The sequence below is a fragment of the Flavobacterium sp. GNP001 genome (assembly GCF_054343775.1).
Map to the genome: position 1 here is coordinate 3,118,459 of NZ_JBTGUX010000001.1, position 24,678 is coordinate 3,143,136.

At 37.1% G+C, this 24,678-nt stretch carries 19 protein-coding genes; 6 read left to right on the plus strand and 13 right to left on the minus strand.

The genetic code is table 11. From position 1 onward, the window contains the following. Positions 1 to 252 precede the first annotated feature (252 nt). Positions 253 to 1,854, plus strand: coding sequence for a fumarate hydratase (locus tag ACXX8U_RS13440; protein ID WP_458566282.1), 1,602 nt, complete (start codon positions 253 to 255; stop codon positions 1,852 to 1,854). Between the two features lie 73 nt (positions 1,855 to 1,927). After that, the gene (locus ACXX8U_RS13445) at positions 1,928 to 2,320 is read left to right on the plus strand and encodes a hypothetical protein (RefSeq protein ID WP_458566283.1); all 393 of its coding nucleotides are present in this window, start codon (positions 1,928 to 1,930) and stop codon (positions 2,318 to 2,320) included. A gap of 72 nt (positions 2,321 to 2,392) precedes the next feature. On the opposite strand, the gene ACXX8U_RS13450 is transcribed toward ACXX8U_RS13445, so the two are convergent. From ACXX8U_RS13450 to ACXX8U_RS13490, 9 genes are all read right to left on the minus strand, one after another. Continuing rightward, complete coding sequence (locus ACXX8U_RS13450) at positions 2,393 to 3,052, minus strand: 3-oxoacid CoA-transferase subunit B (RefSeq protein WP_166132562.1); 660 nt, start codon at positions 3,050 to 3,052, stop codon at positions 2,393 to 2,395. A 92-nt stretch (positions 3,053 to 3,144) separates the two neighbouring features. Beyond that, complete coding sequence (locus tag ACXX8U_RS13455) at positions 3,145 to 3,843, minus strand: CoA transferase subunit A (protein ID WP_221915978.1); 699 nt, start codon at positions 3,841 to 3,843, stop codon at positions 3,145 to 3,147. Between the two features lie 160 nt (positions 3,844 to 4,003). Continuing rightward, positions 4,004 to 6,313: a penicillin-binding protein 1A gene (locus ACXX8U_RS13460; RefSeq protein ID WP_458566284.1), complete on the minus strand. Its 2,310-nt coding sequence runs from the start codon at positions 6,311 to 6,313 to the stop codon at positions 4,004 to 4,006. Between the two features lie 9 nt (positions 6,314 to 6,322). Continuing rightward, entirely contained in the window at positions 6,323 to 6,802 is a 480-nt protein-coding gene (locus tag ACXX8U_RS13465) for a gliding motility lipoprotein GldH (protein WP_458566285.1), read from the minus strand. Further along, positions 6,786 to 8,093: a PSP1 domain-containing protein gene (locus ACXX8U_RS13470; RefSeq protein ID WP_458566286.1), complete on the minus strand. Its 1,308-nt coding sequence runs from the start codon at positions 8,091 to 8,093 to the stop codon at positions 6,786 to 6,788. Before ACXX8U_RS13470 ends, ACXX8U_RS13465 begins: the two co-directional genes overlap by 17 nt. Before the next feature lie 185 nt (positions 8,094 to 8,278). After that, positions 8,279 to 9,646, minus strand: coding sequence for an oxygen-dependent tRNA uridine(34) hydroxylase TrhO (gene trhO, locus ACXX8U_RS13475; protein ID WP_458566287.1), 1,368 nt, complete (start codon positions 9,644 to 9,646; stop codon positions 8,279 to 8,281). Between the two features lie 752 nt (positions 9,647 to 10,398). Next, the gene (locus tag ACXX8U_RS13480) at positions 10,399 to 10,809 is read right to left on the minus strand and encodes a BrxA/BrxB family bacilliredoxin (protein ID WP_114753830.1); all 411 of its coding nucleotides are present in this window, start codon (positions 10,807 to 10,809) and stop codon (positions 10,399 to 10,401) included. Between the two features lie 100 nt (positions 10,810 to 10,909). Continuing rightward, positions 10,910 to 12,061, minus strand: a complete 1,152-nt coding sequence (locus ACXX8U_RS13485) for a lycopene cyclase family protein (protein WP_458566288.1) — start codon at positions 12,059 to 12,061, stop codon at positions 10,910 to 10,912. Positions 12,062 to 12,092: 31 nt separating this feature from the next. After that, positions 12,093 to 14,354: a TonB-dependent receptor gene (locus ACXX8U_RS13490; RefSeq protein ID WP_458566289.1), complete on the minus strand. Its 2,262-nt coding sequence runs from the start codon at positions 14,352 to 14,354 to the stop codon at positions 12,093 to 12,095. Positions 14,355 to 14,476: 122 nt separating this feature from the next. Here ACXX8U_RS13490 and ACXX8U_RS13495 point away from each other — a divergent pair, with 122 nt between their 5' ends. From ACXX8U_RS13495 to ACXX8U_RS13505, 3 genes are all read left to right on the plus strand, one after another. Continuing rightward, positions 14,477 to 15,124, plus strand: a complete 648-nt coding sequence (locus tag ACXX8U_RS13495; protein ID WP_458566290.1) for a metal-dependent transcriptional regulator — start codon at positions 14,477 to 14,479, stop codon at positions 15,122 to 15,124. Between the two features lie 2 nt (positions 15,125 to 15,126). After that, positions 15,127 to 15,945 (plus strand): ZIP family metal transporter, encoded by an 819-nt coding sequence (locus ACXX8U_RS13500; RefSeq protein ID WP_458566291.1) that lies wholly within the window; start codon positions 15,127 to 15,129, stop codon positions 15,943 to 15,945. A gap of 104 nt (positions 15,946 to 16,049) precedes the next feature. Next, the gene (locus ACXX8U_RS13505; protein WP_458566292.1) at positions 16,050 to 16,466 is read left to right on the plus strand and encodes a hypothetical protein; all 417 of its coding nucleotides are present in this window, start codon (positions 16,050 to 16,052) and stop codon (positions 16,464 to 16,466) included. A gap of 222 nt (positions 16,467 to 16,688) precedes the next feature. Here ACXX8U_RS13505 and ACXX8U_RS13510 read toward each other — a convergent pair whose 3' ends face one another. The 4 genes from ACXX8U_RS13510 to ACXX8U_RS13525 form a co-directional block, all read right to left on the minus strand. Continuing rightward, positions 16,689 to 18,920 carry a TonB-dependent receptor family protein gene (locus tag ACXX8U_RS13510; RefSeq protein ID WP_458566293.1) on the minus strand — a complete coding sequence of 744 codons (2,232 nt, stop codon included), beginning with the start codon at positions 18,918 to 18,920 and terminating at the stop codon, positions 16,689 to 16,691. 117 nt (positions 18,921 to 19,037) lie between these two features. After that, positions 19,038 to 21,140 carry a ferrous iron transport protein B gene (gene feoB / locus ACXX8U_RS13515; protein ID WP_458566294.1) on the minus strand — a complete coding sequence of 701 codons (2,103 nt, stop codon included), beginning with the start codon at positions 21,138 to 21,140 and terminating at the stop codon, positions 19,038 to 19,040. After that, the gene (locus tag ACXX8U_RS13520) at positions 21,134 to 21,376 is read right to left on the minus strand and encodes a FeoA family protein (protein WP_166132545.1); all 243 of its coding nucleotides are present in this window, start codon (positions 21,374 to 21,376) and stop codon (positions 21,134 to 21,136) included. Before ACXX8U_RS13520 ends, feoB begins: the two co-directional genes overlap by 7 nt. Positions 21,377 to 21,517: 141 nt before the next feature. Next, complete coding sequence (locus ACXX8U_RS13525; RefSeq protein WP_458566295.1) at positions 21,518 to 22,195, minus strand: SCO family protein; 678 nt, start codon at positions 22,193 to 22,195, stop codon at positions 21,518 to 21,520. A gap of 228 nt (positions 22,196 to 22,423) precedes the next feature. On the opposite strand from ACXX8U_RS13525, the gene ACXX8U_RS13530 reads away from it, so the two are divergent. Next, complete coding sequence (locus ACXX8U_RS13530) at positions 22,424 to 24,487, plus strand: M13 family metallopeptidase (protein ID WP_458566296.1); 2,064 nt, start codon at positions 22,424 to 22,426, stop codon at positions 24,485 to 24,487. Positions 24,488 to 24,678 lie beyond the last annotated feature (191 nt).

Here is a 24,678-nt window from a genome sequence, read left to right on the forward strand (position 1 = left end):
TATTGTTAAATTTTGATTTGATTTCGTACGAACCAATTATATACTAGGATTTTTAATCAATTTTTCATTCTTTTGAGGGATTCAATAATTTTTTAAATTCATATCAAAATGTCAAAATATACCAAATACATCGCCATCGGTTTGCTAATTCTATTTTTACTAACAAGTATTTTAACGTAGTAGTTTTGCTTTGCTTTTAAAGTAACTTTTGCAACTAAACGAACTATTTTATCTTTGTAAAAACATTACACCATGGACTTTATTTATCAGGATCCTTATCCAATTTTAAAAGACGATACACAATACCGTAAAATATCTTCAGACTACGTAAAAGTAGAGCAGTTTGGCGATAGAGAAATCCTTACCGTTGATCCAAAAGGTTTGGAGTTGCTTTCGCAAGAAGCCATGAAAGACGTTTCTTTTATGCTTCGTACTTCACATTTAGAAAAATTACGTGCTATTTTGGATGATCCGGAAGCGACAGATAACGATCGTTTTGTAGCCTATAATTTATTGCAAAATGCTGCGGTTGCCATTGATGGTCAATTGCCATCTTGTCAAGACACCGGAACAGCGATTGTAATGGCTAAAAAGGGAGAAAATGTATACACAGGTGTCGATGATGCCGAGTGGCTTTCAAAAGGGATATTCAACACCTACCAAGAAAAAAACCTGCGTTACTCTCAAATTGTGCCTATCAGTATGTTCGAAGAAAAGAATTCTGGTTCTAATCTTCCGGCTCAAATTGATATTTATGCCAAAAAAGGAAATACGTACGAGTTTTTGTTTTTAGCAAAAGGGGGCGGTTCTGCCAATAAAACCTATTTGTACCAACAAACGAAATCCCTTTTGAACGAAAAGTCGATGGATGCGTTTGTTCGTGCTAAAATCATGGATTTAGGAACTTCTGCTTGTCCGCCGTATCACTTGGCATTTGTAATTGGCGGTACTTCTGCCGAAGCTAATTTGGCTGCTGTTAAAAAAGCTTCAGCGGGTTACTATGATCACTTGCCAACCACAGGAAACATGGCTGGTCAAGCATTCCGTGATTTAGAATGGGAGCAAAGAGTGCAACAAATTTGCCAAGAAAGTGCCATTGGAGCGCAGTTTGGTGGAAAATATTTTACGCATGATGTACGTGTAATTCGTTTACCACGTCATGCTGCTTCTTGCCCAGTAGGATTAGGAGTGTCTTGCTCTGCCGATAGAAATATAAAAGGAAAAATTACTAAAGAAGGTATTTTTGTAGAACAACTTGAGGTGAATCCTGGGCGTTTATTGCCTGCAACACCTCCGCATTTGGAAGAAGCTGTTGAAATTGACTTGAACCAACCGATGGCGGATATTCTTAAAAAGTTATCACAATATCCAATTAAAACGCGTTTAAAACTGAACGGGACTTTGATTGTAGCGCGTGATATTGCACATGCTAAAATCAAAGAACTTTTGGATGCAGGAAAACCTATGCCAGAGTATTTCAAAAATCATCCGGTGTATTATGCTGGTCCAGCTAAAACTCCAGACGGAATGCCATCAGGTAGTTTTGGACCAACCACAGCTGGAAGAATGGATGTGTATGTAGAAGAATTTCAAAAAGCAGGCGGAAGTATGATTATGCTTGCTAAAGGAAATAGAACGCCACAAGTTATGAATGCTTGTAAAACCTACGGAGGCTTTTATTTAGGCTCTATAGGAGGTCCAGCAGCTATTTTAGCACAAGATAACATCTTAAAGGTAGAAGTAGTTGACTTTGAAGAGTTAGGTATGGAAGCTGTTCGAAAAATAACAGTCAAAGATTTCCCAGCCTTCATTATTACTGATGATAAAGGGAACGATTTTTTCAATAATTTGTAATTAATAAAAGCAAACTATCAACCGCACAAGCGTGAGTGTTTGTGCGGTTTTTTTGCTTCATAAATCTAATTTTATGTCATTTCAAGAAACCTTTTCTGAGTTTTATTCCAAGGTCAAATCAAGTTTGCAGGATGGGACTTTTGCTAAATTAACGCTAGCTAAAACCATAGGGAATACTTTATTGATGAATATTTATGTACGGCCGGTAGTGGTGGAAAATGATTTACAATTGGAATTAAAGTTTAAATTTCAGCAAGAAGAATTATTCGAAATTCATTCCATAGACAGCGCATTTGATCGTTTATTGCCCTTTATCAATAATCCGTTTTTGTCAGCGATTTTGTTCACAACAGAGTTTGATTTGACTTATAAACTAAATAAAAAAAGAGCGGTAAGTATGGTGGAGCAATTTCCTAGTTTCACGCATGCAGCAACAGCGCTAACCGAATATTTAGAAAGTAAATAGTGAGTACTTAAAAGTCATAAAAAAACCTCAAATGAACTTCATTTGAGGTTTTTTTGTAGGATTTGGTCTCGATTAGTTGATATCCATTTCAGGAATATCACCTTCAATTATCAAGTTAGCTTCGGTAGAAGCGATGATGTGTTCTACTGTAACGCCTGGCGCGCGCTCTAAAAGCTTAAAACCTGCCGAGGTAACTTCTAGTACAGCAAGCTCGGTTACTACCTTTTTAACGCAACCTACACCTGTTAATGGCAAAGAGCATTTTTTAAGGATTTTTGATTCGCCTGCTTTGTTTACGTGCATCATGGCTACAATGATATTTTCGGCAGAAGCCACTAAATCCATTGCTCCGCCCATTCCTTTCACCATTTTACCTGGGATTTTCCAGTTGGCAATGTCACCATTTTCCGCAACTTCCATAGCGCCTAGAATGGTTAAATCTACTTTTTGAGATCGTATCATTCCGAAACTCAATGCCGAGTCAAAAAACGATGCTCCAGGCAAGGTTGTAATGGTTTGTTTTCCTGCGTTAATGATGTCGGCATCCTCTTCACCCGCAAAAGGGAATGGTCCCATGCCTAATACGCCATTTTCACTTTGAAATTCAACTGAAATATCTGTGCGAACATAATTAGCCACCAAGGTAGGAATTCCAATTCCTAGGTTAACATAATAGCCGTCTTGTACTTCTTTGGCAATTCTTCTTGCTATATCTTCTTTTGTTAAAGCCATAATTTTATTTTTGAAACTGGTAAGGTTTTTATAATTCGAGTATTCTTAAATCATAAAAAATGAAGTCCATATAATTCTTTGCAAACTTGATATTACTTTTGTCTCACAGTTCGTTGTTCAATTCTTTTCTCAAACGTTTCTCCCTGAAAAATGCGTTGTACCATAATTCCAGGAATGTGAATTTCATTAGGGTCTAATGCTCCTACAGGTAAAAGTTCTTCCACTTCTGCAATGGTAATTTTTGCAGCTCCAGCCATGCTAGAATTGAAATTACGAGCTGTTCCTTTAAAAATTAAATTACCTGCTTCATCGCCTTTCCATGCTTTTACTATTGCAAAATCAGCTTTGTAAGCGAGTTCCATGATGTGCATTTTACCATTAAATTCGCGAACTTCTTTTCCTTCGGCTACTTCAGTACCGTAACCTGCAGGTGTAAAAAACGCAGGAATTCCGGCTTGTGCAGCACGGCATTTTTCTGCCAAAGTTCCTTGAGGAGTCAATTCAACTTCTAGTTCGCCTGATAGCATCTGACGCTCAAACTCGGCATTTTCACCTACATACGATGAGATCATTTTTTTGATTTGGCGTTTTTGCAAAAGCAATCCAAGTCCAAAATCATCTACACCGGCATTGTTCGAAATACAGGTTAAATCGGTTACATTTTTTTGAACCAATTCGGCAATACTATTTTCTGGAATTCCACATAATCCAAAACCGCCTAGCATGATAGTCATGCCATTTTCAATGCCTTGAAGTGCATCTTGAACGGTATTTACTTTTTTGTTAATCATAAAAATAAGGTGCTATTTATCGAATTTTAATCTAATGATGAATTGAGTTTTAGTACGAATACCCTAGCCCAGATAGCAGTGGAAATCCTTTTTAAAAGTGATTTTTTATCGCTTTTAAAAAGATTGCAACGTATAGCTGGATTGGCTCCAAATGAAAATTTTATAATTCAAATTCTTCTGTATCTTGCTCAACAGCAGTTGTATCTACTACTTTTTTCGGCACATAACAATCTACTTTGATAGATAGATTGTTAGGTCTTTCGAAAGGTTCTTTGGATACTTTGAGTGCTGGATCTTCGTAACAAAGTTTCATGAAATAACCCCAAACTGGCAAAGCAGCTGTTGCTCCTTGACCATAAGTGATACTTTTGAAACGAGCGGAACGGTCTTCGCAACCTACCCAAACTCCGGTTACTAAATTAGGTACCATTCCCATAAACCAGCCGTCAGATTGATTTTGTGTAGTACCTGTTTTTCCTGCAATTGGGTTTCTAAATGAATAAGGGTAACCCGTCCAACGGTTGTCTCCATTCCCACCTCCAGTGGTACGCAAACGGTCACCTGAACCGCCTTCGGTTACGCCTTCGAGTAATTTTACAACAGCGTATGCAATGTCTTTATTCAATACATCGTGTGATTCTGGAATAGGCTCGTAAATTACAACACCGCTTTTATCTTCAATTTTGGTGATAAATTGTGGTTTTACATACACTCCTTGATTAGCAAAAGTACTGTAAGCAGCTACCATATCTTGAACGGTGATTTCTACCGCTCCTAAGGCAATTGATGGTTGCGTTACAATCTCTGATTTTACTCCTAATTTATGCGTTAAATCGATAACGGCTTCAGGACCTACTTTGTCTATTAATTTCGCTGATACGGTATTGATTGAGTTGGCCAAACCTCTTTTTAAGGTTACCATCCCGCGATACTTGTTATCAGAGTTTTTAGGTTCCCAATCTTCGGTTACGTGGTGACGCCCTTTACGAATCATGAACGGACCATCAACAATAGAGTCGCAAGGTGACATATTCAACTGTTCGATAGCAGTAGCATATACGAAAGGTTTGAAAGTAGATCCTACTTGTCTAGCTCCTTGACCTACGTGGTCGTACTGGAAATATTTGTAATTAATACCGCCTACCCAAGCTTTGATGTTTCCGGTTTGTGGCTCCATAGCCATCAATCCTGACTGTAAAAAGTGTTTGTAGTAGCGGATAGAATCAAGAGGCGTCATGATGGTATCGCGCTCGCCTTTCCAGGTAAAGACTTTCATTTTGGTCTTTTCGCTAAAAGATTTTATGATTTCTTCATCGGTTTTATCCATTGATTTCATTACTGACCAACGGCTAGAAGATTTCATAGCTTGGTTGATGATACGTTGCGTTTCTACAGCAGAAATATTTACAAAAGGCGCGTTTTTGTTGTCTTTAGATTGGTTAAAAAACTCCTCTTGCAAGTTGGCCATGTGTGCTTTTACAGCTTCTTCAGCGTGCAACTGCATTCTTGAGTCAATAGTAGTGTAAATTTTAAGACCGTCTTTGTAAATATCGTAATCTGATCCGTCTGGTTTTTTATTCTCTTCTACCCATTTTTTCATGTAATCACGCAAATATTCTCTAAAATAAGTTGCTGTTCCGTCTTTATGAGTTTCGAGTTTAAAGTTTAATTTAATTGGTAAACTTTGTAATCTTACTTTTTCGTTTTCCGAAATGATATCGGCTTTTTGCATTTGCAAAAGCACCACATTGCGGCGGTTTTTTACACCTTGTGGATTTCGAACAGGATTGTACAAACCAGAGTTTTTGAACATTCCCACCAATATTGCCGACTCACTTATTGTTAAGTCTTTTGGCTCTTTCGAAAAATACGTTTTGGCAGCAGAACTTACTCCAACAGAATTGTTTCCAAAGTCATATACGTTGCAGTACATGGCAATGATTTCATTTTTAGTGTATTGTCTTTCTAAACGAATAGCAATGATCCATTCTTTGATTTTTTGTACAATTCGAAAAGGAAGAAACTTTGAACCTTCTCCGTGAAATAATTGTTTGGCAAGTTGTTGTGTCAACGTACTCGCTCCACCGCTAGTTCCTAGGCTAAAAATTGCTCTAAGAGTACCACGACCGTCAATACCAGAGTGATCATAAAAACGAGCATCCTCAGTCGCAACAAGGGCTTGAACTAGGTTTTTAGGTAAATCAGAATACTTTAATTGCGATCTGTTTTTTTCGAAATATTTTCCAATAACTACTCCGTCAGCTGAGATGACTTCGGTGGCTAAGTTTGAATCTGGATTTTCTAAATCTTCAAAGGACGGCATAGAGCCAAAAAGTCCCCAAGAGGCAAATAGGAAGAACAAACCAATACTTCCTAATCCGATAAAGAAAATTTTCCAAAATTTCTTTTGGTAGTAAGCGACGTCTTTAATCTCGCTTTTTGTGCTAGTGTTATTTTTTTTGATTGCCATAAAACTATATTATTCTTTTTTTTCGATTCTAAAACCTACATCTGTAATCCCATTAAGTGCTGTAACTCCAGGAACTTTTCCGTTTTCGCGAACTGCTTGTTTGATATGTACTTTGTATTTTGAACGCAGGCGTACGTTTTCTTTGTAAAAAAGTTTACTTTCTTTCACATCCGAAAATCCGTCACCTAAAAGTGTTCCATCAACATCGGCCATTTCGTATTCCAACGTGTCTACTTTTGTAAATCCGTTTGGTAATTCCATAGCAACAATTAAAAACAAATTGTTGTATTGGTAGTTGTTGTTGGCTCTTAAATTGACAAACAAGTTGTATCTCTTGGTCGAGTCAAGAGCCGGAATAGCAAAGGTTACGGTACTGTCTTTGTGCCAAGCTGGGCCGACAGATTTATATTCGTCAAAACTTCTTTTCTCGTCACAAGAGGCAAGAAGTATGACTGCTAATAAAAAAAATGCACTATTTTTTATCCACATTTTTAGTAATAATTATAGGTTTTCTAGGGCCTGCTGGTTTCTTGTCAGCAGGTGCTGGCTTGTTGGTATTGGTTGGTTTGTTTGCGTTTTGTGGTTTGTTATTGTTGTTTTTTGGACGTGGCGGTTTAGGTGCTCCGTTGGCAACAATAGCGTTCTCCGGATTTGGTTTACGCTTGCGGTTGTTCTTTTTCTTGCCTTTTGGTTGGTCAAATCGCGTTAAACTTTCTTGACCCATGGCATTGTTAAAGTTTTTCTCCGGCTCTACAATAACCTCAATAGCATAATCTTCCAGTGATGACACTTTATTTTTAAGCTTATTTTCAGCAATAATTTCTTTGACCTGGTCTATTTTTAAAACGTGCCAGTTCGAAAAATTGTTGGTGTAGGCAAACCACATCAATCCTTTAAAAATATCTTGTTTTTGACAAATAGCATCCCCTTTTTCAGTGCTTAATTTGGTTTCAAAATCAGGAAAATGTTTTAAAGCATCCATGTAAGTGTCTAACTCATAGTTCAAGCAGCATTTCAGTTTACCGCATTGCCCTGCTAGTTTTTGAGGATTCAAGGACAGTTGTTGGTAACGCGCTGCTGAGGTATTTACACTTCTAAAATCAGTCAACCAAGTAGAGCAACACAATTCTCTTCCGCAAGAACCAATTCCGCCCAAACGAGCTGCTTCTTGACGGAAACCTACTTGTTTCATTTCAATACGCGTGCTGAATTCTTTAGCAAAATCTTTGATTAATGCTCTAAAATCGATTCGATCATTTGCGGTATAATAAAATGTTGCTTTTGATCCATCTCCTTGAAATTCAATATCCGAAATTTTCATTTCTAGTTTTTGAGCAATGGCCAATTCACGTGCGCGAACCTTCATTGGCTCTTCGCGGTCACGTGCTGCAGACCAAATATCAATGTCTTTTTGTGATGCTTTTCGGTAAATTTTCGGAATTTCGTTGCTGTTTGGGTTGGATCCTTTTTTCTTCATTTGAATACGAACCAACTCTCCTGTTAAAGTAACAATACCAATGTCGTGACCTGGTGATGCTACCGTAGCAACAATATCACCAATGCTCAAAGTAAGTTTTTCAGTATTACGGTAAAATTCTTTACGACCGTTTTTGAAACGTACTTCTACACAGTCAAAAGGGGCTTCGCCGTTAGGCAAACTCATATTCGAAAGCCAATCAAAAACCGTTAATTTATTGCAGCTATCGGTGCCGCAAGTCCCATTATTTTTGCAACCCTTTGGTGCGCCACCATCAGAGGTTGAACAACTTGTACATGCCATAATCGTATATGTAGTGTTGTGACAAGCACAACTTAAGTTCTTAAAACGTTTAATTTGTAAAGATAGTATTTTTTAATTTTATGCAACAACGACAATTTGGAGCAATCACTCATAAAATTATACTAAAAAACCCACTGCAAATGGTTTTGCAATGGGTTGGTTTTGTTTGTTTTACAGCAGTTGTGTTATTCTACAATGCGGTATAGTTTGTCTGATAACCGAATTCTGAAAGGTAATTTGAAAGTACAAGTATCACCAGTAATGGCTTTTTGTTGCGCCGTTCCGTTCACCATCATTTCTTCAATGGTTAAAATTTGCTCTCCTGTTGTGCTGCCTTTTATCATTACAATATCGCCAATTTTCAATTCATTTTCTTCAATTAAAAACTGACCAATATTTGATTTTGGGAAAAAGTGTGCGCCTTTACCCAGATATTGTTTCTTGATTTTTACTGCTTTTTTTGCAACAGGCTTTCTTTTTGCCAGTTCTGTCAAATTAGGAATAGCCGCCAAAGGATCTGCATTGTTTTTGAAAAGGAGCTTTTCAGATTTTCCTTTTTTGAAAATTTTATTTCCGTTTTTTATTCCTCTGCGAATGGCTTTTTGCTCTTCTTCGGGCAAGTGAATTACAGTCACACATTCAACCGAACAACAACCTTGCATTTTTTCTTTGCAAGAATCACACTGAATAAAAAGCAAGTGACAACCTTCGTTTTCGCAATTGGTATGCACATCACAAGGCGCACCACATTGATGGCATTGCGAAACAATATCATCTGTAATGCGTTCGCCCAAGCGGTGATCAAAAACAAAGTTTTTACCTATAAATTTGCTCTCTAGATTTTCTTCTTTTATTTGCTTGGCGTAGTTGATAATACCGCCTTCCAGCTGAAAAACATTTTTAAAACCTTGGTGTTTAAAGTAAGCCGATGCTTTTTCGCAACGAATTCCTCCAGTGCAATACATCACCAAGTTTTTGTCTTCTTTAAAGTCTTTTAATTGCTCATTAATAATTGGCAACGATTCTCTAAATGTATCTACATCAGGAGTGATGGCGCCTTTAAAATAGCCTATTTCACTTTCGTAATGGTTTCTAAAATCGACTACAATTGTGTTGGGATCGTCAAGAATTTCGTTGAATTCTTTCGCTTTTAGGTGTACACCTATGTTGGTTACATCAAAAGTTTCATCGTTCAAACCGTCGGCAACAATTTTGTCACGCACCTTAATCGTTAGTTTCAAAAACGAGTGATCGTCATGCTCCACCGCAATATTCAAGCGCATCCCTTTCATGAAATCGTATGCTTCAACGGTATCTTTGAAGGCATAAAAATTATCAGCAGGCAAAGATAATTGTGCATTGATACCTTCTTTGGCGACATAAATTCGGCCTAAAACATCCAAAGGATTCCAAGCGCGGAATAAATCATTACGAAATTGAGTGGGATCTTGAATTTGCGCATAAGCATAGAACGACAAAGTGAGTCTTTGTTTTCCGGCATCATCAATCATGATGGCTCTTTCCTCTGCGCTTAATGTGTTATACAGTTGCATGCTATAAACAGTTTAAGTGAGAAATATATTTTTTGCAAAAGTAGTTAAAAAGGTTCAGAGGCGCAAAGATTTGAAGGGACTAAGGTTCGTAATCAATAAATAGATTCTCAATTTTCCTTAAAGTCTTAATGGTTTCTTTTTTTGGAGCTTCTTCCAGCTGTTCACTATATCTGTTGCGGCGAACCCCGCCACAACAGGATGCCGTTTCCATCTGGGCTAGGGGAGTTGTGGTGAATAGAAAATTCAGTTCTCAGAATTGATTTTTTGATTGAGTTAATTGCTTATTAATTCCAGTATTTCTTTTTAGCACAAAATGTCCTCTAACCCAGATAATCCTGAAGCTTCGGGAGAAATCCTTTTTTAAAGCTTCCAGCCTTTTGAAGGCTGGAAGCTTTGGAATTATCAGAGACTCTTCCTTCGTCAGAGTGACAAGTAAGAATTTAATTGTTTTATCGGTCATTTGTCATTCTGAGGAACGAAGACCCGAGCGTTAGTTAACTGGTAGAGCAATCTTTGTGTTTTGAGCAATTTGTGGAGACCCTTCCTTCGTCAGAGTGACAAATAATGGGATGACTTATTTTATGGTTATTTTGTCATTCTGACGAAGGAAGAATCTTTATTTGTTGAGCAACTTAATTAGACTCTTCCTTCATCAGAGTGACAATTATGTCTTGAATACAAACAATAAGCACCATCAATAAATAAAAAAACCACGCCGAAACGTGGTTTTAAAATCTATACTTTATCAGGTATTAGCAATACTCGTTGAAAGCGTCTCTTAGGTTTTCAGCAATTAGTTCTGCTGGGCGACCTTCAATGTGGTGTCGCTCTAGCATGTGTACTAATTCTCCGTTTTTGAACAAAGCCATACTTGGCGATGATGGAGGAAAAGGGAACATGTGTTGTCTTGCAGCATCAACTGCATCTTTATCAACTCCTGCAAAAACAGTAATTAATTGATCTGGTTTTTTACCACCTTCTAAACTCATTTTTGCTCCTGGGCGTGCATTACGTGCAGCACAACCACAAACCGAATTTACAACTACTAGCGTTGTTCCTTCTGCTTTCAATGCGTTTTCTACTGCTTCGGCACTATGTAAATCTTGAAAACCTGCTGCAGTAAGTTCTGCTTGCATTGGTTTTACCATTTCTTCTGGATACATATCTTTTATTTTAAATCATTAGTAATTAAGTCCTGCAAAGTTACAAAGTTTACCCTCAAGAATAGAACTTCAATTATAAAGTTTTGTTATAGTTTGATTGTTATTTTAGGGCTTTGGCGGCCACGTGAAAAATGGCTTTGATAAACAACATTTTTGGACATTTTAAAATCACCTGAATATCTTCTTTTAGCGAGGTTTCTTCGTCCAAAAATTTAAAGATAACTGCTGGATTTCCTTTTTTGAACATCGAAGAAAAAATGTGAGAACCCAATTCGTTTTTTCTATCTAAAATGTCTAATAATAGCAAATCATAAAACCAGAATTTGGTTTTTTTATGAAACTTAGTAAAGTCGGTTTCACTTTGTAAAAAGGCTACCAATTCACTTGATTTTTTATCGGAATTTTTGAAAGTATAACCCGTACTCGCCTTGGTCCATCCGCCAGAAGTACCAATGTTGATCACGTTTTTAGTATTGGCTTTCCAAAAAGGATAACACGTCATTGGGATGCTGCCCTGTTCTTTTTCAATGATTTCGTATTTTGTAATCCCCAATTTTTGAATGTATTGCTGGATTTCGTTTTCGTATTCTTCTTTCTTTAAATGCTGGTGCGAAAACAAAGTGTATTCCAGTAAAGCTTCGGTTTTAGAGGTAGGCAACACGTACATAAAACGAGTATTTCCTTTTTGTGTTACCGAAAAATCCATGAACGTGGCTTGCTCATTATTGAAAACAGCTTGCTCACTTTTGATAAACCAACCTATAAAATGTTGTTGTAAAACGGGATATTTTGTCTGATTTTCTGCCTTTTGTTTGTGGTAAATACTATTGAATAATTTGGAGCACGAAAAAGATTCGTTTTCCGTTTGTACCAAAATTATAGTTTCGGATTCTTCAATAGTCATGACTTTTTGATTCAAGAAAGTGACGTTTGCTTGTTTCGAAAGTAAATCAAAAACTTGGTTGTAAAAATCAAGTCCTTTCACCATATTGTAGTGATAAGGCTGCAAGTTTAAATCCCTGCGGAAAGCTGCATTGGCAAACAAAGCCGAATTCCATTTTTTAGAAATAGCCGGTTCCCAAGTTGAATCGGTTGTTTTCCAGAAACACCAGGTTCTATCATTGGTTTTTTTGGAGTTTTCATCTAGTAACAAAATACTTTTATCTGCAAACGATCCGGATTGAACCATTTTGTAAACCGTCATTAAAGCCGAAAGTCCCGCGCCAGTAAAAATATAATCGTAGTGTTTCATGGCTCAAAAATACAACTTTAAGAGCAAAAAATTAATCAAAATGATAACGCAGACCTATAAAAAAGCGTCTTCCTTGATTAGGTCCGTAAGCATACGTAGGGTCAAAAGTGAGTGCAAATGGATTATCAGCCGTAGGGATTACCGCTCCCGAATTGTCAACTTGTACATTTTTATCAAAAGGATCATTGGCGCGTGCTATCAAGAACGGATTTCCACGATTGGGTGTCCAATTAAGTAGGTTTTTAACACCAGCATACAACTCTAGATTATGAATTTTTTTGAAAGTCATTTGTATATTCTGAATACTGTACGGTCTAGAAATTTCGCGACGCGGATCAAGTTCGCTTAGCAAAGGCAAACGCATCGGTCCAGTAAGATTTCCTGTAAAATCTAAGGATAAAAACCAGTTTGTGATATCATAACTAAAGCCCCAGTTTAGGCTGTATCTTTCGGTAAATAATGGTCTCAAACTAACGCCATCTTGTGTGGTCATGGCATCATAATAACTGGTTCCAAGATTGGCTTTAAGCCCAAACGGACTAACCCAATCAGCATTGGCACTTAGTCCGAAAATAGTCGAGTTGCCGTTTAAATTATCATAAATTATTTGATTCGGGTTGATGTCGTAGTTCGCAAAAATTCGGTTTGTGAAATAGGTGTACCAAGATGCTAATTCGAGATTAACCACGCCCGCATTGGTTAATTTGAATTTTTTCAGGTAATTTAAGTTTAGGTTGTATGAGGTTTCTGGTTTCAAGTTAGATTGAATCACGACTTCTCGAGCGCCAGACAAAGCTTGATGATCTTCAGTAAAAAGGTTTACGATTCTAAAACCCGTTCCAAAATTGAATCGTAAAATATCTGTTGGCGTTGGTTTGAATTTAAATGCAAAACGAGGTGTAAAAATGGAACCGTGATTGTCATTGTAATCGTAGCGTAAGCCAAGGAGCGTGCTGGTTTTTTCGTTAAGCTTGATTTCATCTTGAGCAAAAGCACTGTAAATTTTAGAATGATTCGCTGTTGCCGTTGCGGGCGTGTTGTCATTATAAAATTGATAGCGAAGTGCTGAACCCAAGAGAACCGAGTGGTTATTCCAGTTTTTGTCCCAAATGAATTGGCCAAAAGCAATTTTTTGATTGGCCAAAAAAGTAGCATTGCCATAAACGGAGTTTTGGTCGTGCCCAATAACCGAAAATTGAAAATACATTTTTTCGGCTACGGGAAGCTCGTATTTTCCTAGAAGTTCATAGCGCGAAGTGTAAATGCTTTCGCCATACACTTGGTCTCCGCCCCTAAAACTTTTGTTCCATCGCATTTCTCCGCCCCAGCGGTCTTCATAAAGGTAGCGAGATACAAGGCTAAACTCTTTTTTAGAAGCTCTGTTGATGTTTATTTTAGAGAAAAAAGAAGCTCTGTTTTGCAAAGAAACATCAGTAAAATTATCGTTGTTGTTGTCAATACGATTGTTGTAAGTGAAGTAATTTATGCCAAAAAGTGCTGTGGCATTCGAGCCAATATTGGTTTTGTAGCCAAGGTCAACATTCGTTTCGAGCCATGATGTAGTGAAAACATCAGCAGTTAATAAAGGAACTGCAAACGGTTTTTTAGTAATAATGTTAATTAATCCGCCTACTGCTTCACTGCCATAAAGTGTAGATGCCGCTCCTTTGACCACTTCTATTTTATCAATCATGGCATTGGGAATGCCTGAAAGCCCGTAAACAGTACCGAGAGCGCTCACAATAGGCATGCCATCAATAGTGACCATGGTGTACGGGCCGTCAAGTCCGTTAATGCGAATATCACCTGTGTTACACACATTGCAATTGTTTTGAGGTCGTAAACCATTTACGTTTTGCAAGGCATCCAAGACATTGCTGGTTGGGTTTTGTTTTAAAAAAGCAGCCGAAATAATCTCAACAGGAACAGGATTTTCAAGTCTTTTTACCGGTTTGAGTGTTCCTGATACTACCACTTCGTCTAGTTGGTTTTCAGTGGTAGTAAGTTCAAAATTTAAAATGTTGTTTTCATTACTTTTGACGATTATATTCTTTTTTATAGTTTGAAAACCTTCAGCTACAATTTGTATTTTATAATCTCCTTCAGCAATATTCTTAATACTGAACTGCCCCAAGCTATCCGTTTGGGTGGCGTATTTTGTGCCAATTAGAAAAACACGGGCATCCGAAATTCCTTTTTTTTCTGACGAAACATATCCTGAAACACTTGTCTTTTCTTGGCTGTAGCCAAAGTTAAAGAGTAGAAGTAGGAGTAGAGGAGTTATTGTTTTCATTATTTATAAATTAAATTTTAGACAAACCTAAATATTAAATTTTGCAAAACAAATTTTTTAGTTACATTTGTATCAATAGCTTAGTCAATCTTGATCGAGGTATTAAGCTTTAATTTATTTCAATGACTTTATCCGAAGAGAATTATTTAAAAACGATTTACCATCTTTCTGCAAGTGCAAATACCGCAGTGAGTACGAATGCCATTGCTGAAAAGATGGATACCAAAGCATCATCTGTTACTGATATGCTGAAGAAATTAGCCGAAAAGAACTGTATTAATTACATCAAATATCAAGGTGTTTCACTTACTGATACAGGAAAGTTAGCAGCTAAAATGATTGTTCGAAAGCACCGCTTGTGGGAAACCTTTTTAGTCGAAAAACTAGATTTTGCTTGGGATGAAGTACACGAATTAGCAGAGCAATTAGAGCATATCAAATCCGAAAAGCTCATCAATAAACTAGATGATTTTCTAGGAAATCCAACCGAAGATCCTCATGGTGACCCAATTCCAGATGCTCAGGGACGTATTCTTAAAATAGAAAAACAACTGCTTTCTGAATGTGAAAAAGGTAGAATTGGAATTTGTGTGGGTGTAAAAGATACTTCGTCTGATTTTTTAAAATACCTCGACAAACAAGAAATTGCTTTGGGTTCTCAAATGGAAATTATAGAAAAAGAAAGTTTCGATGCTTCTTTGCGTATTCGTGTGGGCGCGAATGAAATTACTGTATCTCAAAAAATTGCTAGTAACATTTATATTCAATAATTATGTTTCAATCGTTAGTTGATTATTTTACCAGTATTGATCCTATTTTGGCTGCGCTCTATGCCAGTTTATTTACGTGGTTTTTAACTGCCTTAGGTGCTTCGTTTGTTTTTTTATTTAAAACTATGAACCGAACGGTGCTTGATGGCATGTTAGGTTTTACAGGTGGTGTAATGGTGGCGGCCAGTTTTTGGAGTTTATTGGCGCCAGCAATCGAAATGACTGGTGGAGAAGGTTTTGCAAAGGTGATTCCTGCAGCTTTTGGTTTTTCGCTTGGTGCGCTTTTCATTTTTGGAATAGACAAAGTATTGCCTCATTTACACATTAATTTTAAAGTTTCCGAAGGGGTAAAATCGCCTTGGCAACGCACTACTTTATTGGTATCTGCAATTACGTTGCACAATATCCCTGAGGGTTTGGCGGTTGGTGTTTTGTTTGGTGGTGTTGCTGCCGGAATTCCTGAGGCGTCAATAGGAGCAGCCTTAACCCTTGCAATTGGTATCGGGATTCAAAATTTTCCCGAAGGAATTGCTGTTGCTATGCCGTTACGACGAATGGGAATGAGCAGATGGAAAAGTTTTATGTATGGACAGTCTTCAGCATTAGTAGAGCCTGTTGCCGCTGTTTTAGGTGCTTTTGCAGTTACTTTTTTTACCCCTATTTTACCTTACGCTTTGGCTTTTGCCGCAGGCGCTATGATTTTTGTTGTGGTCGAGGAGGTAATTCCGGAAACGCAACAAGATAAAAATACTGATATTGCTACTTTAGGTTTTATAGGCGGATTTATTGTGATGATGACACTAGATGTGGCATTAGGTTAAATAATTAAGGTTGATTTGGCTTTGTGATTCTTAATTTCTTAATGGTTTAAAAAATGAGCTAAATGTTTGCTACATTTACAAAGGAACCAAATCTATAAATACAGATGAAAAAGTCAATTCTATTCCTTTTTATGATGTTCAGCGGTTTAGTTTTGGCTCAAAGTCCAAAGCCTGCTAAAGTAAAATTAATCACTGTCAAGCAAAAAGTATGTCGCAGTCAAAAAGGGTTTCAATTTGTTTTAAAAGCGATTGAAAGTGACTCGCGTTGCCCTAAAGGAACAACTTGTATTTGGGAAGGTGAGGTTATGGCTGTGCTACAAGTCTTCGATGGACAGAAACAAGTTGAAGAAATAACTTTGGTTTTTAACGAAAAAAATAAGGAAGCTAATAAAAAATGGTTCGCTAAATATTTGCCTGTTGAAAAGCAAAAAATTGAAAGCTTACGAGTTACGCCATATCCCGTTGAAGGTTCGTCAATCAAGCCTTTGGATTACGCCATAAAAATAGGTTACATCAATTAGTTTAATTGCAGCCGCAGTCAGAACTTCCACAATTTTTATCCTTTGCTTTCTTTTTGAAAAAGAATTTCTTGATTAAAAAAGCGACTGCAACGATTAAGGTAGCAAATGCTACTATTTCTTGAATATCCATATTGTAAAGATAAGAAAAAGCAACCTATTGAGGTTGCTTTCTTGTTTGTAATCACTTTCTAATTAAAGAGTGTGTATTATCGTGGTTTCTTATTAAAAACGAGCTCCTAAAGACACGAAGAATGTTCTTCCTTCACCTGGTAAAATACCTGGTCCAGGATATCCACCTGCTCTGCGGGTAGCGTAGTCTTTGTTCATCAAGTTATTAATTCCAGAACGAATATTGTAGCGTTTTAAAAACTTGTATTCAGCTGATAAATCTAATACTTCATAACCGTCTAGTAATCCTGTTACACCGTTTGCTGAAGGCGCTACCGTGTTGTTAGCATCTGTAAATACTTTACCTGAAGTTTTGTATTGTAAGGTAGACGAAAAGTGGTCAGTACTATAACTCAAACCTACATTGTGAATGTAACGAGGCGCGTTTTCAACACGATTTCCTTTTAAGTTAGTCGTTGCAGTAGCTGATCCAGGTCCAGAAGGTACTTCAAAATCAGTATAACGAGAATCAATAAAACTAGTTGTTACAAATAAATCAACGTTTCCGAAAGTTTTTTCAACACCAAAATATTTAGTGATGTTTACGTTTACAAAGCCTTCAATTCCTTTGTTTACCGTTTCACCTAAGTTGGTTCTGAATAAGAACGTACCTTGTGATGGGTCATCATTATTTCTAAATTGTCTTACGCCACCAATACGGTTGTTGTAGCTCAAGTAAAACACACTAAAATCGAAGTTCAAAAATCCTTTTACAACTCCGCGGTATCCTAAATCAGCATTGTATCCTGAGGCATCTTTTAAGTTTGGGTCTATCACATCAGTTACAGCTGGCGGAGTAATATCTGAGAATAAAACAGGTCTAAAAGCTTGTGTGATGTTTCCGTAAAAGTTTGTTGCTCCTAATTTGTACTCCATTCCTAATCCAAACAAAGGTTTGTTTCTAACCATTTGTTTGCTTTCAAACGGAACGTCATTTCCATCAGTATCAATTGTAAAACGACCTTCTCCATCAGCTGTGATGTGCTCAAAACGAACTCCAGGAACAACACTCCATCTATCGGTAACTTTAAATTGATTTTCGGCAAAAAAAGCAACATTTTGAGTTTTAAACTGCAAGTCTCTTCGGTATTTTGCTGAAGTACTTAAGTCGAAATCAGACCCTGCAGTACCTGCTCCTTCTTGTTGTCTTTGTGTTTGTGCTTGGTAAGCACGAACTCCAAATGCCAAAGTGTTTTTATTTTTGCCTAAGGTGTACGTGTAAGTGTTTCTGTTTTCGATTCCGAAATTTTTGTAAAAATCGCGGTCAACTCTTCTATTGCCGTTAGTGTCAAGAATGTTTGGTGTTGCTGTATTTCCAACACTATTTCTTTCTCCAATTAAACCAAATAGTTTTGTATTCGATTTTAAGGAAGCTGAGATTTGGGTATCTAAATTAATTGCAAATAAGTTCCAAGGCGTTCCAAACCAGTTTCTCTCTCTAAAAGATTGTCTTGAGTTTTCAGCAAATTGCGCATCTGTCAAACCACCTGCTTGTTGCATTTGGTAATCCATATTAGTATATTCTGCTGATAATTTGGTTTTTTCTGTAAATGCATATTCTAAAAATAAGTGTGAGTTACGTACTTTGTATTGGCTGTTTTCTCTCCAACCATCGGCACTACGAGAGTGGTTGTAGGCGTAATAAGAAAACTTATTTATTTTACCACCAATGGCGTTGTAACTGCTCATTAAGTTATAGCTTCCGGCTGTGTTTTGAGTCTCAAAGCTGAATTTTTTGTTTTGCTCGCGTTTTAAAACGTAGTTTACCATTCCGCCAAACTGAGGGCCAAATTGTAATGAAGCACCACCACGAACTAGTTCAATGTTTTCTACTGCTTCTAAAGGTGGGTTGTAATACGCTTCTGGGTAACCAAAAACATCTGATGAGATATCGTAGCCATTTTGTCTGGTGTTTAATTCCCAGCTACGATTTGGACTTAATCCGCGTACTCCGATGTTAATTTGAATTCCAGATCCTTCATTTTCCCAAACAGTAACACCTGGAACACGTGAGAACACTTCGCGCGCATTATTGGTAGTCAAGTTAGAAGTAAATGCAGATAATTTTAAAACTTCGTTCTTTTTTCCTGAAAAAAGTACAGTTCCTTTTACTTCTGGCTGTCTTTCTGGGCTTTGTTTAAACGGTGTAACGGTTACCGCTTCCAAATCAACTATTAAAGAGTTAGCTCTTACAATACTGTCTTTTTGGGCTTGCGTTAGTTCTTTTTCTTGAGCAAAAGCAAATACCGAGGTAAGTATTGCAGCTGTTACTAAACTGTTTCTCATTTTTATTTAGATTAATTCTACGATGCAAATATAAAACGAGAAACTTATTTAGACAAATTAAAAATAATGATTTTTAAATTTTTAACTGTTGTTGAGGTAGAATATGGTCTCTGACTCTTATTTTAGGATTTGAAAAGCGATTAAGGCAACGGCATAAGCAAAAGCTGACATGAATAAAAGCTGACCTGCAGGCCATTTCCAAGAGTTGGTTTCCTTTTTTGTTACTGCCAAAGTACTAGCACATTGCATTGCAAAAGCGTAAAACAAAAGCAAGGAAATTCCAGATGCAAAATTAAATACTTTCTCGCCTGTAGCAGGATTGATTTCGGCAGCCATTTTGTTTTTGATAGTAACTTCATTTTCGCTACCGCCAACGCTGTAAATGGTTGCTAGCGTACCTACAAACACTTCGCGTGCAGCAAATGAACTGATGATAGCAATACCAATTTTCCAGTCGTAACCCAATGGAGAGATAACAGGTTCAATGGTTTTACCCATAATACCAATATAGGAGTTCTCTAGTTTTTGCGAGGCAACTGCATTTTCAAAATCAGCAGGCGATAATGGTTTATTGATCGTGTTTTGAGTAACAATTTCTTCCGCTTTGTTGAATTTTTCTCCAGGTCCGTAGGAGGCCAAAAACCATAGCACTATCGAAATTGCAAGGATAATTTTACCAGCACCAAATATAAAAGCTTTTGTTTTTTCGATTACGTTGATGCCTACATTTTTAAACAAAGGCAATTTGTAGTTCGGCATTTCTACCACAAAATACGTTTTACTTTGAATTTTAAGGATTTTGTTCAAGATATAAGCAGAGAAAATGGCCATTCCAAACCCTAATAAATACAACAACATCAAGGTCATTCCTTGCATGTTTAAAAACCCAAACAAACGTTCGTCTGGAATTACCAAGGCAATAATGATGGCGTAAACAGGAAGTCTAGCTGAACAAGTAGTGAAAGGTGTTACTAAAATAGTAATCAATCGCTCTTTCCAGTTTTCGATATTACGCGTAGCCATAATTGCGGGAATAGCGCAGGCAGTTCCAGAAATAAGCGGCACCACACTTTTACCTGAAAGTCCAAATTTGCGCATGATTTTATCCATCAAAAATACCACACGGCTCATGTAACCGCTTTCCTCAAGGATGGAAATAAACATAAACAAGAAGGCAATTTGGGGTATAAAAATTAAAATTCCTCCAATACCAGGAATAATTCCTTGCGAAATCAAATCGGTTAAAACACCGGCTGGCAACTGCTCCGCAGCAAGCGAACTCAAAGATGCAAAAGAGGCGTCAATGAAATCCATCGGAATTTTTGACCATTCAAATATCGATTGAAAAATGACAAACAAAATCAAAAAGAAAATCGCATATCCCCAAACTTTGTGCGTAAGTACACGATCAAGCTGGCTGCGGTAATCTTTGGCTACGCTGCTATCTACTTTTAAACCTACTTTCAAAACATCGTTAATAAATTGATAGCGTTTGATGGTTTCTTTTTGCTGTAAGCGCTTTAAATCAGAATGTGATTTGGTAAATGAACTTCGAATTTCATTTCTATCCAAGTTCAAAAAGTTCACATCTTGCGTAATTACCAACCATAATTTGTACAAAAGCTGGTTTGGAAATGCTTTGCGTAAACTATTGAAATAATCCGGATCAATAACCGAAGCATTCAAGCAAGGTTCGCTCGAAATGGTTTTGAAACTTACAATTAACTGCTTTAATTCTTCAATTCCGTATCCTTTACGCGAACTGATCAAAGCAATTTTGGTGTTTAAGTGTTCCTCTAAGTAAGGAATGTCAAGTGAAATTCCTTTGAACTTCATTCTGTCGGCCATGTTGATGACAAGAATCGTCGGAATTTCAAGATCTTTTATCTGCGTAAAAAGTAATAAGTTGCGTTTTAAATTCTCCACATCGGTAACTACAAGCGCTACGTCAGGATACAATTTATCATTTTTATTAAGTAGTAATTCAATAACTACATTTTCATCAATAGAACTTGCGTTCAAACTATACGTTCCTGGTAAATCCAGAATGTTGACTTTGATATTGTTGGATAGTTTACAGAAACCAATCTTTTTTTCAACGGTAATTCCGGGATAGTTACCCACTTGTTGATTCAATCCTGTAAGCTGATTAAAAACCGAAGTTTTACCCACATTTGGGTTGCCAATCAAGGCTACATTAATGTTTTGTTTGCTTACCATAGGTTGGTTTTTAAAAGGTCAACTGCAATCTCTTTAGCGGTTTCGACTCTAATTGCCACATGTGAACCATTGATGTTTAAAAACAAAGGATCACCAAAAGGGGCAACTTGTAACAGCTCGACCATGTTGCCAGGCAAGCAACCCATTTCCAGTAATTTTAACGGAACGGTATCAATATCAAAGTCTTTGATAATGGCTTTTTCGCCTTTTTTGAGAGAATGTATCGTTGTTTGCAAACCTTATTTAGATTGAATTAAGATTGCAAAAATACACATTTTATAGGAAAGACAAATGTTAATTATTTCAATAATTAGTTGTCAGATTCAGAGGTATGTTGACGTTTTATCTGAGGCTTGGAAAATCGCTGAAAAATCGGCTTAGTCCGCGGAATCTTGTTCACACAAAAAGTTAATGTCTTCAATCAATTTTTTGATGTCTTCTTTGTTGGTACCGTCATAAAAACCGCGAACTCGTCTTTTAGTATCTACCAAAACAAAGTTTTCGGTGTGAACCATATCATACAATTCACTTGGTTTGCCCAGTTTTACAGCCAAGTACGATTTTCTAGCCATGGCATAAATTTCTTTTTTGTCACCGGTAACTAAATTCCATTTGGCATCGATTACATTGTGTTTTTTAGCGTAAGCTTTAAGCACAGGAACGCTATCCGTTTCAGGAAATACGGTATGCGAGAGTAATTTAACTTTAGGATTATTGGCGAAAGCTTTTTGAACTTCTTCTAGATTCACCGACATTTTTGGACAAATAGAACCACAAGTAGTAAAAAAGAAATCGGCTACATAAATTTTACCTTCGTAATCTTTTTGAGTAATCGTGTCGCCGTTTTGGTTCACAAACGAAAAATCAGCAATGGTGTGGTACTTGCTTTTGTATTGTACCGTACTGTCTACCAACTCGGGATTGACATCGGCTGGATTAAAAATGGGTAAGGATTTTTTTGGCTTCAACGCGTTGTAAAATAACGTAAGTATAACGGCCGAAAGCACGAAGAACACTCCTAAAAAAAGACGGTATTTTTTAAATAGCTGTAACATAATCCAATTTTGCCACAAAAGTACAAAATCAGAGCTTGTTTTTTGGTCTTATTAACACAATCTTAGTGCTAGTGGAATGGCCTTAAAAAACAAAATTGTTACCCCATTTGATTAAACCTTTTTGATTTTTTAATGTCAAATCACAATGTTTTGTGATTATTTAGAGAACTCTAAACAATCACAAAATTTATTAATAGCTTTGTTTACTTAACTAAAAAACTAATTAAAATGAAAAAAACCAACAATAAGCAATTGCTTTTTGTGATTCCTGCAATGATGGCTTTTGCAGTGGGTCAAGCCCAAAGTAATCCTGCGGCTAAGGAGCCAGGGATTAATGTGAATTACATGGACAAAAAAGTGAAGCCAAGTAACGATTTCTTTCGTTACGTAAACGGAACTTGGTTAGACAACACTGCCATTCCAGCTGATAGAACCCGTTGGGGAAGTTTTGATGAATTGCGTCAAAGAACAGATGCGGATGCACTAGCTATTTTAAAAGAAGCAGCAACTAATCCAAAGTACAAATCAAATACTGATCAAGGTAAAGCGATTAATTTATACAAGTCTATTTTGGACACAGTTGGTCGCAACAAAATGGGAATTGCGCCATTAAAACCTTTTCTTAAAAAAATTGATGCGGTTAAAAATGCGAAAGACCTTGAAGCATTATTAATCGAAATGGAACCTATCGGTGGTATTGGTTTCATGGGAGCAGGTGTAGGTACTGATGCTAAAAATAGTAGCCGAAATGTAATCAATGTAGGTCCAGGTGGAGTAGGTTTGCCAGATAGAGATTATTACGTTTCTGAAGATGCCGACTCTAAAGAAAAACGTGCAAAGTACGTGCTTCACGTTGCTAAAATGCTACAATTTCTTGGTGATAAGCCAGCCGTTGCTCAGGCAAATGCTGAGAAAATTTTAGCGCTTGAAATTGCCATGTCTAAACCAAGATTAGACAGAGTAGAGCGCAGAGACCGTCGTAAGTCATACAACCCAATGACCTTGGCAGAGTTGAGTAAATTAACGCCATCAATCAACTGGAATAATTATTTTACTAAAATTGGTTTGGCGAAAGTAGATACTGTAATTGTATCACAACCTAAATACATGGTAGCACTTGAAACGATGTTGAAAGAAAACAAAGTTGACCAGTGGAAAGCGTATATGCGTTGGAGTTTATTAAACAGAGCTTCAAGCCAACTATCTACCGATATTGAAAATGCCAACTTTGAGTTTTACGGAAAAACTTTAACAGGTGCAGTAAGCCAAAGACCACGTGACGAAAGAGCATTACAAACCATCAATGGAACGGTTGGTGAAGCTTTAGGAAAATTATACGTAGAGAAAAAATTTCCAGCTGAGGCCAAAGCCAAAGCAGAAAAAATGATCAAAAACATTTTCCGTGCTTTCGAAAACAGAATCAATAACTTGTCTTGGATGTCGGCTGAAACTAAAGTAAGCGCCTTGGCTAAATTGAATAAATCCAGAATCAAAATTGGATATCCTGACAAGTGGAAAGACTATTCTGCTTTGACTATCAAGAGTCCAGAAGAAGGCGGTAGCTACTTTGAAAATGCGTTGAGCATGGCCAAATGGCGTTTTCAAGAAAACATCGCTGAGTTGAACAAACCAGTTGATAAAGAGCGTTGGGGCATGTCTCCACAAACAGTAAATGCGTATTACAACCCATCAAACAATGAGATTGTTTTCCCAGCAGCTATCCTACAACCACCGTTTTACAACTACCAAGCTGATGAAGCTGTGAATTATGGCGGAATTGGTGGTGTTATTGGTCACGAAATTTCACATGGTTTTGACGATTCAGGATCGCGTTACAACGCTGACGGAAACTTAGTTGACTGGTGGACTGCAGATGATTTAAAACAATTCTCAGCTTTAACTGGAGCTTTAGCGGCACAATACAGCGCTTTAGAGCCATTGCCAGGAACTTTTGTAGATGGTAAATTTACATTAGGTGAAAACATAGGTGATTTAGGTGGTGTAAACGCAGCTTATGATGGTTTACAATTATACTTGAAAGAAAACGGAAATCCAGGCTTGATTGACGGATACACACCGGAGCAGCGTTTCTTCATTTCTTGGTCAACCATCTGGCGTTCTAAAATGCGTGATGAAGCCTTGAAAAACCAAGTGAAAACAGATCCGCACTCTCCAGGAATGTACCGTGCGTATGTGCCTTTGCAAAACATCGATACTTTTTATCAAGCTTTTGATATCAAAGAAAATGACGGGATGTACATTGCACCTGAAAAACGTGTGAGAATCTGGTAATTCAGTATCTTATAAATGCAAAACCCATTCGTTAAGTCGAATGGGTTTTTTTATGGCCTAAAGTCAAATTTTAAAAAGCAGAAAAGTGTTGTTTTTTAGGAGCAGCACTTTTTTGCTCCGTACACTACTCGTCCCGCTGTACGCTGTATTCCCGATAAATAAAAACTACGGCAAAAAAGCCTTGTTTTTAT